The sequence below is a fragment of the Neisseria sp. HMSC31F04 genome (assembly GCF_001807735.1).
Classification (GTDB): Bacteria; Pseudomonadota; Gammaproteobacteria; order Burkholderiales; family Neisseriaceae; genus Neisseria; species Neisseria elongata.
This window is the reverse complement of the sequence record NZ_KV790821.1, coordinates 1-15,372: the sequence shown is the minus strand read 5'-3', so window position 1 is coordinate 15,372 and position 15,372 is coordinate 1. Positions and strand designations below refer to the sequence as shown.

The window sequence follows — 15,372 nt, the reverse complement described above, 5'->3', positions numbered from 1 at the left end:
GACTCCTCAATAAAAGTGTCACGATCGTATTGACGCAAGCGCAGTTGGCAGAACGTTTGAATTTAAGCCTTGATGCCATATCGCGTTTGGAGCGTGGCAATATTGGTTTGACGGTGGAACGAATTGGTTGAGCTAGCGGAAATTTTTGGTTGTGAAACGGCAGATTTATTGCATGAAGGCAGCACTCGGGTGCGCGACCAAGTGAGGGAATTGGAAGATTTGTTGCAGGAATTGGCAGAAGAAGAACGAATTGAGTTGCTAAGCTTGGTAAGACAAATGATTGAATGGAAAAAGCGTTAGCGGTTTTTAGTCGAGCTGATTACATATTTTTACCATTTTATTCTACTCATTTACATAAATTATGCTTTGCGAATGTTGTTAAATTTACGTTAAAGAATTATTATGCTTTGATAAGAGCCATTAAATTTAAGTAATAGACTGTTTATAAAACATGTTTAACAGAAAGTCCAATTGCTTAATTGAATGACAACCGTAATGTTCTAGCCATGTTCTCAATATTGAACTAATTTAAGTTATTTAAGGAGTTTCCTCATGAATAAAACCCTTTATCGCGTTATCTTCAACCGCAAACGCGGCTGTATGATGGTTGTTGCCGAAACCGCCAAGCGCGAGGGTAAAAGCTGTGCCGATACCGATTCAGGCAGCGTTCATGTTGAAACCAATCCTATTAACGGTTTTGCTCTTCGTTCTCGCGCATTCTCCATTTCCCTATTGGGCTTTTCCCTGTTTTTAGCTCTAGGTACAGCAAGTATCACCCATGCGCAAGGCATTGTTGCTGATAAACATGCGCCCAAAACCCAACAAGCCACGATTTTGCAAACAGGTAACGGCACACCGCAAATCAACATTCAAACCCCTACTTCGGCAGGGGTTTCTGTCAATCAGTACCAGCAGTTTGATGTGAATGGCAAAGGGGCGATTTTAAATAACAGTCGTGGTAATGTGCAAACACAGCTAGGTGGCTGGATTCAAAGCAATCCTTGGTTGGCAAGGGGCGAAGCTCGGGTGATTGTCAATCAAATCAACAGCAGCCATCCTTCACAACTGAATGGCTATATTGAAGTGGGTGGACGACGGGCTGAAGTAGTGATTGCCAATCCAGTGGGGATTGAAGTCAATGGCGGTGGTTTTATCAATGCTTCTCGTGCGACTTTGACCACAGGTACACCACAATATCAAGCAGGTGCATTAACAGGCTTTCAAGTCCGTTCGGGCGAAGTGGCCATTCATGGACAAGGTTTGGATACACGAGATACGGATTACACCCGCATTCTCAGTTATCACACCAAAGTCAATGCGCCAATCTGGGGTAAAGATGTTCGGGTGGTGGCAGGACAAAATGATGTGGCGGCAACAGGTGATGTGCATTCGCACATTCAAAGTAATGCAGCTGCCAATACATTAACCCAAGGCGCAAATGCACCTATGTTTGCCATTGATACAGGTGCATTAGGTGGGATGTATGCCAATAAAATCACTTTAATCAGCACGACTGAACAAGCTGGCATTCGCAATCAAGGACAGTTGTTTGCCACAGCTGGCAATGTGGCGATAGATGCCAAAGGGCAGTTGGTTAATAGCGGCACGATTGCCGCCACAAATGCACAAGACGCGAATCATTCAGAGGCGCACAAAGTCAATATCCGCAGTCAAACCGTTAAAAACAGCGGTACGATTGCTTCACAACAAAGTACGCAAATTCAAAGTCAATCCATTCAAAACACAGGCACAGTATTATCTTCCGGTGAATTAGATATTCACAATTCAGGTAGCCTGAAAAACCAAACATCAGGCAATATTCAAGCAGCACGTTTGGCTGTTCATACCGACGCACTGGATAATCAAGGTACGATTGCACAAACAGGTTCACAAAAACTGCATATTCAAGCCAATGGTCAATTAAGCAATAGTGGCAAAATCGGTTTGCCAGACACAACACCGACTGCATCAAATAATTCAGGCAACCATACAGGCAATCACCACAATACACCTTCTCATTCATCAGCTACCGCACCCACAACTGCCACAGGTATGGGTAGCGCAACCGTTTCTACTTCAATCACAAATGCACCTACCTTTGCTGATGGGACAATCCAAACGCGTGGGGCATTGAATAATTCAGGCAACATCATTGCCAATGGTCAAACAAATGTTACTGCTCAGCACGGTCTCCACAATGCAGGGCAAATGGCTATTCATCAGTTAAACGCCAAAGGTTCGGCATTTAACAATCACAATGGGACGTTAATCAGTGATAAAGCCCATATTCAAACCAACAATCTCAATAATCAAAACGGCAACATCACAACACGCCAACAATTAGCGATTGAAACCGCTCAGCTGAATAATGCCAATGGTCAATTGTTGTCGGCAGAAAAAGCGGATTTAGCGGTTTCAGGCAGCCTGAATAATACGCAAAAAGCAGAAATTCAAGCCAAGCATTTAAATCTCGATGTTGGTCATTTGGATAATGCGGGTCATATTCTTAGCGAAAGTGGTCGTATTGCCAGTCAAAACAGCTTACGCAATTCGGGCAATATTGCTGTTGGAGAACTGACAACAAAAGGGCAAATCTTAGACAATACCCAAGGGCAAATTGCCGTAGATAAAGCCGATATCCAAAGTCAGCAACTGCTCAATCAAAACGGCAACATCACGACCACAAAACAACTGACTGTCCATAGCCAAAAGGCAGAAAACCAACAAGGCAAACTTTTGTCTGTTGAAAATGCACAATTCACCGTTTCAGGCAGCCTGAATAATCAAAATGGCGAAATCGCGACCAATCAACAACTGACCATTAACGATGGTCGGCAGTACACCCTTGCCATTGATAACACGAACGGCAAGATTCAATCGGGTCACGATGTTGTTATTCAGGCAAAATCTTTATCCAACAATGGTATGCTTGCAGCTAATAATAAGCTCGATATTGTGTTAAAAGATAATTTCCATGTGGAGCGCAACATTGTAGCGGGCAATGAACTTTCATTCAACACACAAGGCAGCCTGAAAAATTCACATACTTTACAAGCTGGAAAACACATTCAGATTCAAGCGAACAGCATTGATAATGCAGCGCAAGGCAGTATCCAATCAAGCGGCACAACAAATATTGTCGCGCAGCACAATTTAACCAACCGTGGCTTGATTGACGGACAACAAACCAAAATCCAAGCGGGGCAAGTGAATAATATCGGTACAGGTCGGATTTATGGCGACAATATCGCTATTGCGGCTACTCGCTTAGACAATCAAGATGAAAACGGCACAGGTGCCACCATTGCTGCACGAGAAAACCTGAATTTAGGGGTTCATCAATTAAGTAACCGTGAAAACAGCCTGATTTACAGCGGTAATGACATGGCAATTGGCGGTGCATTGGATGCCCAAGGTCAAGCCATAGGAAAAGCCAAAAGCATACGCAATGCCAGCGCCACCATTGAAGCCGCCGGCAAAATGCGTTTAGGCGTAGAAAAGCTGCTCAATACCAATGAGCATTTGCAAACGCAGTTGGTAGAAACAGGGCGTGAGCATATTGTGGATTACGAAGCATTTGGACGCCACGAATTATTGCGAGAAGGTACACAGCAAGCATTGGGTTGGTTTGTGTACAACGATGAATCAGACCATTTACACACGCCCGATGGTGTGAATCATGAAAATTGGCATAAATACGATTATGAAAAAGTCACCCAAAAAACCCAAGTTACCCAAACCGCGCCAGCCAAAATCATTTCAGGTAATGATTTAACCATTGATGGTAAAGAAGTATTTAATACCGATAGCCAAATCATTGCTGGTGGCAATCTCATTGTGCAAACAGAAAAAGACGGTTTGCATAACGAGCAAACCTTTGGCGAGAAGAAAGTCTTCAGCGAAAACGGTAAGTTGCACAACTACTGGCGTGCGCATCGTAAAGGACGCGATGAAACAGGACATAGCGAACAAAACTATATTTTGCCAAAAGAAATCACCCGCAACATTTCACTGGGTTCATTTGCCTATGAATCGCATAGCCAAGCATTAAGCCATAACGCACCTAATCAAGGCACAGCTTTACCGACAAGCCAATGGGATAATATCCGTACTGCACAAAACAACGGTATTTCGCTACCCAATACACCCAATCCTTTTACCCAACTACCCAGTAGCAGTCTATACATTATTAACCCAGCCAATAAAGGTTACCTTATTGAAACCGACCCACGCTTTGCCAACTACCGTCAATGGCTAGGTAGTGATTACATGCTGGGCAGCCTCAAACTAGACCCCAACAATCTACATAAACGTTTGGGTGATGGTTATTACGAGCAACGCTTAATCAATGAACAAATCGCAGATCTAACAGGGCATCGTCGTTTAGATGGTTATCAAAACGACGAAGCACAATTCAAAGCCTTAATGGATAATGGCGCAACCGCTGCACGTTCCATGAATCTCACGGTTGGCATTGCACTAAATGCCGAGCAAGTCGCACAGCTAACCAGCGACATTGTTTGGTTGGTACACAAAGAAGTCAAACTTCCTGATGGCAGTACGCAAACCGTGTTGGTGCCACAGGTTTATGTGCGTGTGAAAAATGGCGACATAGACGGTAAAGGTGCATTGCTCTCTGGTAGCAATGCACAAATAGACGTTTCAGGCAGCCTGAAAAACTCAGGCACGATTGCAGGGCGCAATGCACTGATTATCAACACCGATACACTGGACAATATCGGTGGACATGTTCATGCACAAAAAGCAGCCATTTCTGCCACACAAGACATCAACAATATTGGCGGTACTCTTTCTGCTAAAAATGCCCTGATACTTCAAGCAGGCAACAACATCAACAGCCAAAGCACTACCGCCAGCAGTCAAAATACACAAAGCAGCAGCACCCACCTAGACCGAATAGCAGGTATTTACATCACAGGCACAGAAAAAGGTGTTTTAGCAGCGCAGGCAGGTAATGATATTAACATCATCGCCAGTCAAATCAGCAATCAATCAGAGCAAGGACAAACCCAGCTGCAAGCAGGGCGCGACATTAACCTAGATACGGTACAAACCAGCAAACATCAAGCAACCCATTTTGATGCTGATAACCATGTTATTCGCGGTTCAACTAACGAAATTGGTAGCAATATTCAAACGCAAGGTGATGTTAACCTGTTAGCAGGCAATAACCTCAATGCCAAAGCTGCCGAAGTCAGCAGCGCAAACGGTACACTCGCTGTGTCTGCCAAAAATGACATCAACATCAGCGCAGGCATCAACACGACCCATGTTGATGACGCGTCCAAACACACAGGCAGAAGCGGTGGTGGCAATAAATTGATTATTACCGACAAAGCCCAGAGCCACAACGAAACCGCCCAAAGCAGCACTTTTGACAGCAAGCAAGTTGTATTGCAGGCAGGAAACGATGCCAACATCCATGGCAGCAACGTCATTTCTGACAATGGCACCCATATCCAAGCAGGCAATCATGTTCACATTGGCACAACCCAAACCCATAATCAAAGCGAAACCTATCATCAAACCAAAAAATCAGGTTTGATGAGTGCAGGTATTGGCTTCACGATTGGCAGCAAAACAAACACACAAGAAAACCAATCCCAAAGCACCGAACATACAGGTAGTACCGTAGGCAGCCTGAAAGGCGATACCACCATTATGGCAGGCAAACACTACCAACAAATCGGCAGTACCGTTTCCAGCTCGGAAGGCAACAATACCATCCATGCCCAAAGTATAGACATTCAAGCGGCACACAACCAATTAAACAGCAATACCACCCAAACCTATGAACAAAAAGGCTTAACGGTGGCATTCAGTTCGCCCATTACCGATTTGGCACAACAAGCTATTGCCGTCGCACAAAGCAGCAAACAAGTCGGGCAAAGCAAAAATGGTCGTGTCAATGCCATGGCAGCAGCCAATGCAGGCTGGCAAGCCTATCAAACAGGTAAGAGTGCACAAAACTTAGCCAACGGGACAACCAATGCCAACCAAGTCAGCATCTCCATTACCTATGGCGAGCAAAAAAACCAACAAACCACCCAAATTCAAGCCAATCAAGCCCAAGCGAGCCAAATTCAAGCAGGTGGTAAAACCACACTGATAGCCACAGGTGCAGGCGAACAATCCTATATCAACATCACAGGCTCAGACGTTGCCGGCAAAGCAGGCACCACACTCATTGCCGATAACAACATCAACCTCCAATCAGCCGAACAAAGCAGCATCGAGCGCAGCAACAACAAAAGCAGCGGCTGGAACGCAGGAGTCGCCGTATCATTAGGACAAGGGGGTTGGTCATTGGGCATTACCGCAGGCGGCAATGTCGGCAAAGGACATGGCAATGGCGACAGCATCACCCACCGGCATAGCCATATTGGCGACAAAGGTAGCCGAACCATCATTCAAAGCGGCGGCAACAGCACCATCAAAGGCGCCCAAGTCATTGGCCAAGGCGTACAAGTTGATGCCCAAAACCTGACCATTCAAAGCGTACAAGATAGCGAGAGCTACCGAAGCAAACAACAAAACGCCAGCGCACAAGTTACTGTCGGCTATGGATTCAGTGCCAGTGGCGATTACAGCCAAAGCAAAATCAACGCCGAGCACCAAAGCGTCAGCGAACAAAGCGGCATTTATGCGGGCGATGCGGGTTATCAAGTGAATGTGAAACAACACACCCAACTTGATGGCGGCATTATCACCAGTAGCCAAAGCGCAGAAGATAACGGCAAAAACCGATTCAGCACAGGAACACTGACGACAAGCGACATCAAAAACCACAGCCGATACGAAGGAAAAAGTTTCGGCTTAGGTGCCAGCGCAACAATCAGCGGTAAAACACTGGGGCAAGGCGCACAAAACAATCCGCAAGAAAGCCACTTAAAAACCGTAGCCGATAAAAACGGCACAAGTTCATCAGTAGGTTACGGCAATGACAGCGACAATCAAAGCAGCATCACAAAAAGCGGCATCAACACCCAAAATATCCGCATTACAGATGAGGCCGCACAAATTCAGCTGACAGGCAAAACAGCGGAAGAAACGAAAGCCGACATATATACCAACACAACCAGCGAAACCGCGCAACAACATTCGGGCAGCCTGAAAAACGTGTTTGATAAAGAAGCGGTGCAAAGCGAGTTGGATTTACAAAGAACGGTTAGCCAAGATTTTAGTCAAACCAGCCAACAAGCAGGGACGGAGATTAACCGCAAAGCAAAAGAACACAATGACAAAGCTGAACAGTTAGCCCAAGCAGCGGCAAAAGCTGATGCAGAAGGCAATAGAGAATTAGCGCAAGCACTGGCAGCGCAAGCGGATGACGCACGTAAAAAAGCAGCAAGTTGGCAGCGTGGTGGCGTATTACTCAATATGATAAGCGCAGGCTTAAGTGCGCCGACCCAAAGCACAACGGGCATAGTAGCCGCAACTGCATCACCAGCATTGTCATATGAAATTGGACAACAATTCAAAAAACACAATGCAGAAGGCACACCTGCCCATATCCTTGCCCATGCGGTATTGGGAGCGGCTGTTGCAGCAACAGGAGACAATAACGCCCTAGCAGGAGCGATTAGTGCAGGTGGGGCGGAGGCTGCTGTGCCTTACATCAGTAAATGGTTATATGGTAAAGAAAAAGGCAGCGACTTAACGGCAGAAGAGAAAGAGACCGTAACAGCGATTACCAATCTGTTGGGAACGGCTACGGGTGCAGTGATTGGCGACACCACAGCCAATGCGGTGCAAGGCAGCCTGAATGCGCAAAGTGCGGTGGAGAATAATAGTGGTGTAATACCAGCCCCCATACCTTTACCTATTTATATTCCTAAAACACAAGCACAAAAAGAAGCAGATGAACGAGTAGCTATAGCCATTCAAAAAACTGGGCGAGAAACGATAAAAACCATTAGTGCAGGCAATGCCGCATTATGGAGTGGATTGTTCTGTCAATTTGATTCGGGTTGTGAAAGTTCCCTTGCTGCGATGAATGGTGTTTGGAACGAACACATGGGGAATAATGAAAGCGAAGTGGCTGCTATTCAGACAACACAGACATCTACTGGGTTACCTATGCCTGACCCTGATGATGAAAATAAAAAGCCAACTGAACATGCCAAGCAAAGAAGAGAAGAAGCAAAAACTGATGCTCATAGAAGCGTTGGTGATTCTAATCGTATCGTAAGAGAAGGAAGAAAATTTTTAGATACTGAAACTGGTAATTATGTTTATGTAAAAGGAGATAGGATTGTTATTCAATCACCAGAAGGACGCCCTATTTCACAATTTAAAAATCCTCGTAATAATACTCAAAATAGAGTTAGAAGTGGAAGATGGAAGCCATTATAAATAATAGAATTTTAGAAAAAAAAGTTTTTTTTTCAACATATCAAAATCAACAAATCATAATTTACGCTTTATATGACATAAAAGACAAGTTATTTTCTGTTGTTGCTATTCATTTTTTATATGAAAATGTAGCAGTACCATTTAATGACTATGAAAATTTATTTCATGAGTTACTTTATTCTGAATTAACAGAATTTTATTTAGATTGGTATGGAGATATTAATACAGCTATTCAAAAAAATTTTGAAGATTTTCTAGAATAAGAGCATTGAGTCAGCATAGCCTGTATGATAGCAAGCGTGGATGCTCGCACCCACGCGTTCTCTTTTTCGCTGTTAATCCACTTTCAGGCAGCCTGAAAAACGTGTTTGACCAAGATAGAGTGCAAAGCGAGTTGGATTTACAAAGAACCGTTAGCCAAAGTTTCAACCAAAACGTTCAGGCTGCTAATACCGAAATTAACCAACACCTTGACCAACTCAAAGCACAACTAGAAAAAGGCGAGATAAGTCAAAGCGACTACGACACCCAAGTGAAAAATTGGCAACGAGGACAAGTGCTACTCAACAGCATCGCCGCAGGCTTAAGTGCGCCGACCCAAAGCACAACGGGCATAGTAGCCGCAACTGCATCACCAGCATTGTCATATGAAATTGGACAACAATTCAAAAAACACAATGCAGAAGGCACACCTGCACATATCCTTGCCCATGCGGTATTAGGAGCGGCTGTTGCAGCGGCAGGAGACAATAACGCCCTAGCAGGTGCGATTAGCGCAGGTGGGGCGGAGGCTGCTGCGCCGATTATCAGTAACTACCTCTACAATGAGCAAGATGGCAGCAAACTGACGGCGGAGCAGAAAGAGACTGTAACCGCGATTACAAATCTGTTGGGAACGGCTACGGGGGCGGCAATCGGAAACAGCGCAACAAACGCAGCACAAGGTAGCCTGAATACACAGAGCGCAGTGGAGAATAATTATATTTCTTTCCCAAACAAAAATGACGCAATGCAATTTATTAATATCATCGCACCCTCTACTCCAAATTTAAAATTGAAAGTTGATGAAAACAATAGATTAGTCATTGATGGTTATCATTATGAAAATTTAGATGGTGTATTAACTTTGGTATCTGATGAAACAGGAGCGCCAATTGTTTTACAAGGAAAAACTGTATTTGAAAATCTTTTAATTAGTAGCATGAAAAACCCTGATGAAAATAAATTTCCTATTACAGATAATCCGACACTATATGTTGATTCATATGCCAAAATGATTTGGGATCCAAGTGATTTTAATACACCAAACATGAATGATAATGCTCAAACAAATAAAGAATATCAGCATTTAGCAAATCGTTTACTTATTACACAACCTATAGTTGAACGTTTAAATTCTCAAAATTATACCCAAAATAGTGAAGAATTTGATAAAGCGGAAACAGAACTAAATTCAATCTTACATAAATATCGATATAATCGTTTAAAAGATTTTTTAACAGATGTAACACCTATAAAGTTCAAAGAACTACAAGGTCAAAATTTGACATCTGAAGAGCATAATTTGCTGCAAGATGCAAATTTAGCATTTCAATACCATACCATACTAAATATGTTCTCAGATAATATTTATAAAAAAGGGATGAATGTACAGAGTGATATTCTAAAAGAAAAATTCCCACACCTAAAAGATAAAATTATTAGTGCAGATAAGCCTGAAAATTATACAGAAAATGGAAAGGTTGTGGGTTTAATGTCAGATTTTGGAGCAGTAAAATTTATTATGTACACTAATCCAGAACAAAATCAAATATTGAAAACTAGATTTATTATCGAATAAATAGAAAGCCGTCTTATGTATAGTAATAAATTAATAACCCTGTTTTTTCTATTGCCTTTATTGTGCCATGCAGTTGAGTTTGATGAAACTCAATATAACGACTGTAAAGATAGATCTATGGTATGTGCTGCTAGAATTTATTCTCCCAAAGGCAATAACTATAAATCTATGTGGTTTGATAATGGCAAGTTAGTATTTATATCCTTTACTAATCAACAAATGGAAAATCAAAGTCACCTATCTCTAGCGATGTTTATTAGTGATGACAAAATATCTAGTACCAATATTGATGAATTTTTAGCATCTTTCGATCCTGATAAATATCGAATATTTCATGATCCAAGATATAAATTTTTACCATTAGTATGTCGAACTCATTGTAATCCTTATTCTCTTTTTAATATTGATAACAAATTTAAACCTGATGAGAAAGATAAAATCTTTTTTTCAATCCCGACAGATAACACAGATTTTTATAAGAGTTTTTATTTAAATAAGGATTATATAGAAGGTATATATCCTAATTAAATGTGTTAATCTTTATTAGGTAGTGATGGTTTTGTCATGTGGCTTAGGCGCAATTGATTATGTGGTATGCCTCCGTAGATCAAAAAAACAGGGCAACCTCTAGCAATATTCAACGATTTATTCCTGCAAACTTACCTAGTATTGGAGATTCATTTAATGCCATTCCATCTTATCAATAAAAATCTAAATACCATATTTGGTTGTATGGTAATTATGTTTGGGATTTGTTTTGCATTATTGATAACAGAAGCTCAACAAGAAGGTAAATTAGGTTACAAAACGGATAATAGAGAAAGAGTGCAAAGGATATTCTCTGAAATACCGACTATGGTTGAACCATATCAAGTATCTGATAGCAATTCATTTACAAGAGGTCCTACAACTTTTGTGACTTTTTATGTTAAAGGTTCGGACTCTGAACTAGAAAAATTAGCTCTGATTGCAAACTCTAGGCATGGATAAAGATACTGCACAATGGGCAGCCCTGATGGGAGATTTAGCCTTAGCCAGCGTAGCCTGTGCAATTAACATAAAATGTTAAATGGTAGGGTGGGCAACTCGTTGCCCACGCAGTTCAGTCTCATGTGCTAAAACTATGTTTTAACGTGAAATATTTCATTTCAGGCTGAAACCATTTTTTGTTTTAACCAACACCAACCCTAACTTAAAATATGCCCATCACTCCACCCTTAAACATCATCTCCCCTAAACTCTACCCCAATGAACAATGGAACGAAAGCGAAGCACTCGGTGCCATCACTTGGCTATGGTATCAGTCGCCTACGCATCGCCAAGTACCTATTGTGGAGATGATGACGTATATATTGCCTGTGTTAAAAAACGGGCAGTTCGCTTTGTTTTGCAAGGGTACCCAACCAATCGGTTATATCTCATGGGCTTATTTTGATGAAGTAGCGCAGGCGCATTATTTAGAATCTGACCGCCATTTGCGCGACAACAGCGATTGGAACTGTGGCGACAATATTTGGCTGATTCAATGGTTTGCGCCATTGGGACACAGTCATCAAATGCGCTCAGCTGTGCGCCAGTTATTTCCTAGTACGACAGTACGCGCCTTGTATCATAAAGGGAGCGATGAGGGTTTAAGAATTTTAACTTTTAAAACTTGATGCAATCGTGTATTGAATACCCATTGATGATTTTATTGATTTTGCGACCATGCCATGAAACTTCCTTTATCCTATTTGCCTAATATTCGCTTTTTGTCTTGGTGCTGCTTATCGGCAGGTATCATCGCTCCTGCTACTTTGTTGGCCGCCCCCAACCCTGCCGAAATCCGTATGCAGCAAGATATTCAGCAACGCCAACGCGAAGAGCAGTTGCGCCAAACCATGCAGCCTGAAAGCGATGTGCGTTTGCATCAAAAAAACACGGGGGAAACGGTTAATCCGTTGATGGGCGATGACAGCAGCCAACCGTGTTTTGCCATTAACGAAGTGGTGTTGGAAGGCGAACACCATGCTCGGTTTCAGTTTGCCCTAAAACGTGCCTTGCGCGAAACGGGTTTTCAGGCTGGCAAGTGTTTGAATGCAGGCGACATCAATCACATTATGACGGTTACGCAAAATATTTTGATTGGACGGGGTTACACCACCACGCGCATTTTGGCTGCGCCACAGGATTTAAACAGCGGTAAGCTGGTTTTAACGGTGTTGGCAGGTTATCTTAAAAACGTTGAAGTGGATATGTCGCAAGCGAATCAAACCCATGCTGGACGCATTGCGGCGTTTCAAAATGAATTTCCCACGCGTTCAGACGGCATCTTGAATTTGCGCGATTTGGAACAGGGTTTGGAGAATTTAAAGCGTATTCCAACAGTGGAAGCAGATATTCAAATTGTGCCTGTGGAGGGGGTACCCAATCAAAGTACGGTACTGGTGAAATGGCAGCAAAGATTGGTGCCTTATCGTTTGAGTGTGGGGATGGATGATTCGGGTACAAAGGCAACAGGTAAATATCAAGGCAATGTTACTTTCTCGGCGGATAATCCATTGGGATTAAGCGATTTGTTTTATGTGAACTATGGACGTTCCATTGGTAATGTTCCCGATGAAACAGACAGTTCAGGCAGCCTGAAAAAAGGTGGTACACACAATTATGCGCTGCATTACTCTGTGCCGTTTGGCAAATGGACATGGGTATTCAATCACAGCGGCTACCGCTATCATCAAGCCGTAGCAGGATTAAGTGCAGCGTATGATTACAACGGTAAAAGTTACAACACCGATTTGGGTTTCAACCGCCTAATCTACCGCGATGCCAAACGCAAAACACATGTTGGTGCGAAATTATGGACACGCGAAACACAAAGCTATATTGACGATGCGGAGATTACGGTGCAACGCCGTAGAACGGCAGGTTGGTTAGCCGAGTTAAGCCATAAAGAATACATTGGCAACAGTACGGCTCAATTTAAGATTGCTTATAAACGTGGGACGGGTATGAGTGATGCTTTGCGTGCTCCCGAAGAAGCAGTTGGTGAAGGCACTTCGCGTATGAAGATTTGGACAGCCAATGCGGATGTGAATATCCCATTTCAAATCGGCAAACAATCTTTTGCTTATGACACCACGATTCAAGCACAATGGAATAAAACGCCGTTAACGCCGCAAGATAAAATCGCCATTGGCGGACGCCACACCGTGCGCGGTTTTGATGGCGAAATGAGCTTGGCTGCGGAACGCGGCTGGTATTGGCGCAATGATTTGAGCTGGCAGTTTAAACAAGGACATCAACTGTATTTAGGTGCAGATGTGGGACATGTTTCGGGACAATCGGCAAAATGGTTGTTAGGACAAACTTTGGCCGGTGCAACGGTTGGTGTGCGTGGGCAAATGAGAGCAGGTGGGAATTTGCACTATGATTTGTTTGCCAGTCGTGCGGTGGAAAAACCTAAGTATTTTCAGACGAAGAAATGGGTAACAGGGTTTCAGGTGGGGTATTCGTTTTGATGAGTGTGCATTAAAGATAAACCAAAGCTACTGGTTTTGTGCCAGTAGCTTTGGTTTTGATGTTTTATGTTTTTTCAGGTTGCTGTATTTCGCCCATAACAAAATCCGCCCATGCTTGCATCATTGGTCTACGTTGCTCCAACAAATCCGTACGATGATAAGCTGCTTCAACTTGATTGGCGACAGTATGAGCCAAAGCACGTTCAGCCAAATCTCGTGCATAACCTTGTTCGCTACACCAATCACGAAAGCTGGAACGAAAACCGTGTGCAGTAGCTACTCTGTTGGGTGTGTCGCTAGGGGCGTTGTGCTTGCGCAGAAACATTGTCATAACAGTATCAGATAGAATTGTTTGCTTTCTTGGTGATGGAAATACCAATGTATCATGAAGCCCACGAATGGAATTTAATAATTCTATCGCGTGAGTGCATAATGGAACGCGATGAATTATATTAGTTTTCATGCGGTCAGCAGGAATAGTCCAAACATTATTTTGCCAATCTATTTCCGACCATTGCATACCACGCGCTTCACCTGAACGGCAAGCAGTTAATATAATAAATAGTATAATTGCCCTACTTGTATCATAATGGTTCTTATTACTAATATTATTAATAAATTTAGGTATCTCTTTCCATGGCATTGCTGGTAAATGCTGCACGCGAATAATTTTACTAGGTAGAGGCGGTAATAATTTATCAACAATATCAACTGGATTGGATTGAGTAAAACCATGCGCCCAACTCCATGCCATAACAGCATGAATTCTCTGCTTAATTCTACTTGCTGTTTCATATTTTTCTAGCCAAATAGGTTTTAAAATATTTGCAATATCAATAGGTTGAATATCAGAAACCTTAATTTTCCCAATAACATCAAAAATATATCGATGCAAGGAGGATAGCCACTCATCTTGATGACGCTTATTTTTCCAGCTTGGTAGCAAACTGGTGTGAACAGCCAATGCTGCTTGCTGGAATGTAGGAATATTGTTTTTAAGCTGATTTTCAGTATTTCGCTTTGCTCTTTCTTCTAATGGATCTAAACCTTGCTTAACTAAATCGCGCATTGCTTGCGCCAATTTTCCTGCTTCTGCAATACTAATTTCAGGATATGTACCCATACCAGCATTTCTACGTTTCTTGGTAACAGGGCTTACATAGCGATAAACCCATTTAACACGACCTTTTGTAGAACTGGGATGTAAAGTTAATCCTGCGACCCCGCCGTGGGAAATGGCTGGCGAATCAGGGCGAAGATTTCTAGCTTTGGTATCTGTCAGGATTGCCATGAGTATTTCCGTTTGTGTTAATATTGGTATGCCATTAAGTATGCCATTTATTTGAGGATTTGTTTAGATAGAATTAGAAAATATCAGATAGTAATTAATTTAATATTTTGATTTTAAATAATTAAATTATTTAAATAAAATAAAATTAGATTCCTTTGGGTATTATTTTAGTAGACCCTGCCTCCACCAAGATATCCGATAAGTATCCTATACTTATCTTCATTTCTGTGTTTTTTGGCACACTATTGGCACATTTTCCATCAAAAAGCTACTCGATTTTAGACTTTTCACGCTGCTTGTCAGCCAAGTCAATCCAGCGGGAATAGTTTTCAAATTGAATAAAAACAAATGCTGCGGGTAATGAA

Annotated in this window: 9 protein-coding genes and 1 pseudogene; 9 read left to right on the top strand and 1 reads right to left on the bottom strand. The window is 42.4% G+C overall.

Annotation, left to right across the window (positions count from 1 at the left end; all coding sequences use genetic code 11):
* Window positions 1–29 precede the first annotated feature (29 nt).
* The 9 genes and pseudogenes from HMPREF3107_RS12605 (at window position 30) to HMPREF3107_RS08140 (ending at window position 13,716) form a co-directional block, all read left to right on the top strand.
* The gene (locus HMPREF3107_RS12605) at window positions 30–131 is read left to right on the top strand and encodes a helix-turn-helix domain-containing protein (protein ID WP_371327480.1); all 102 of its coding nucleotides are present in this window, start codon (window positions 30–32) and stop codon (window positions 129–131) included.
* Window positions 124–300, top strand: coding sequence for a hypothetical protein (locus HMPREF3107_RS12600; RefSeq protein ID WP_240317871.1), 177 nt, complete (start codon window positions 124–126; stop codon window positions 298–300). Before HMPREF3107_RS12605 ends, HMPREF3107_RS12600 begins: the two co-directional genes overlap by 8 nt.
* A gap of 252 nt (window positions 301–552) precedes the next feature.
* Window positions 553–7,818, top strand: a pseudogene (locus HMPREF3107_RS12395) (hemagglutinin repeat-containing protein); the annotation flags it as partial.
* 542 nt (window positions 7,819–8,360) lie between these two features.
* Complete coding sequence (locus tag HMPREF3107_RS11930; RefSeq protein WP_070814270.1) at window positions 8,361–8,639, top strand: hypothetical protein; 279 nt, start codon at window positions 8,361–8,363, stop codon at window positions 8,637–8,639.
* A 101-nt stretch (window positions 8,640–8,740) separates the two neighbouring features.
* A complete protein-coding gene (locus tag HMPREF3107_RS12595; RefSeq protein WP_070454856.1) occupies window positions 8,741–10,216 on the top strand; it encodes a VENN motif pre-toxin domain-containing protein in 1,476 nt (491 codons plus the stop codon).
* A gap of 15 nt (window positions 10,217–10,231) precedes the next feature.
* Entirely contained in the window at window positions 10,232–10,744 is a 513-nt protein-coding gene (locus tag HMPREF3107_RS11585; protein WP_074894518.1) for a hypothetical protein, read from the top strand.
* Window positions 10,745–10,900: 156 nt separating this feature from the next.
* Entirely contained in the window at window positions 10,901–11,206 is a 306-nt protein-coding gene (locus tag HMPREF3107_RS11925) for a hypothetical protein (protein ID WP_141742862.1), read from the top strand.
* 209 nt (window positions 11,207–11,415) lie between these two features.
* Window positions 11,416–11,874: a protein-lysine palmitoyltransferase gene (locus tag HMPREF3107_RS11580; protein WP_074894519.1), complete on the top strand. Its 459-nt coding sequence runs from the start codon at window positions 11,416–11,418 to the stop codon at window positions 11,872–11,874.
* A gap of 54 nt (window positions 11,875–11,928) precedes the next feature.
* Window positions 11,929–13,716 carry a ShlB/FhaC/HecB family hemolysin secretion/activation protein gene (locus tag HMPREF3107_RS08140; RefSeq protein WP_141742861.1) on the top strand — a complete coding sequence of 596 codons (1,788 nt, stop codon included), beginning with the start codon at window positions 11,929–11,931 and terminating at the stop codon, window positions 13,714–13,716.
* Between the two features lie 64 nt (window positions 13,717–13,780).
* On the opposite strand, the gene HMPREF3107_RS08135 is transcribed toward HMPREF3107_RS08140, so the two are convergent.
* Window positions 13,781–15,007 (bottom strand): tyrosine-type recombinase/integrase, encoded by a 1,227-nt coding sequence (locus HMPREF3107_RS08135; protein WP_070454854.1) that lies wholly within the window; start codon window positions 15,005–15,007, stop codon window positions 13,781–13,783.
* Window positions 15,008–15,372 lie beyond the last annotated feature (365 nt).

Bases quoted from the DNA above. Each gene is read 5' to 3' on its own strand.
- HMPREF3107_RS11930 (WP_070814270.1), top strand. From the start codon at position 8,361: ATGGAAGCCATTATAAATAATAGAATTTTAGAAAAAAAAGTTTTTTTT.
- HMPREF3107_RS11585 (WP_074894518.1), top strand. From the start codon at position 10,232: ATGTATAGTAATAAATTAATAACCCTGTTTTTTCTATTGCCTTTATTG.
- HMPREF3107_RS11925 (WP_141742862.1), top strand. From the start codon at position 10,901: ATGCCATTCCATCTTATCAATAAAAATCTAAATACCATATTTGGTTGT.
- HMPREF3107_RS11580 (WP_074894519.1), top strand. From the start codon at position 11,416: ATGCCCATCACTCCACCCTTAAACATCATCTCCCCTAAACTCTACCCC.
- HMPREF3107_RS08140 (WP_141742861.1), top strand. From the start codon at position 11,929: ATGAAACTTCCTTTATCCTATTTGCCTAATATTCGCTTTTTGTCTTGG.
- HMPREF3107_RS08135 (WP_070454854.1), bottom strand. From the start codon at position 15,007: ATGGCAATCCTGACAGATACCAAAGCTAGAAATCTTCGCCCTGATTCG.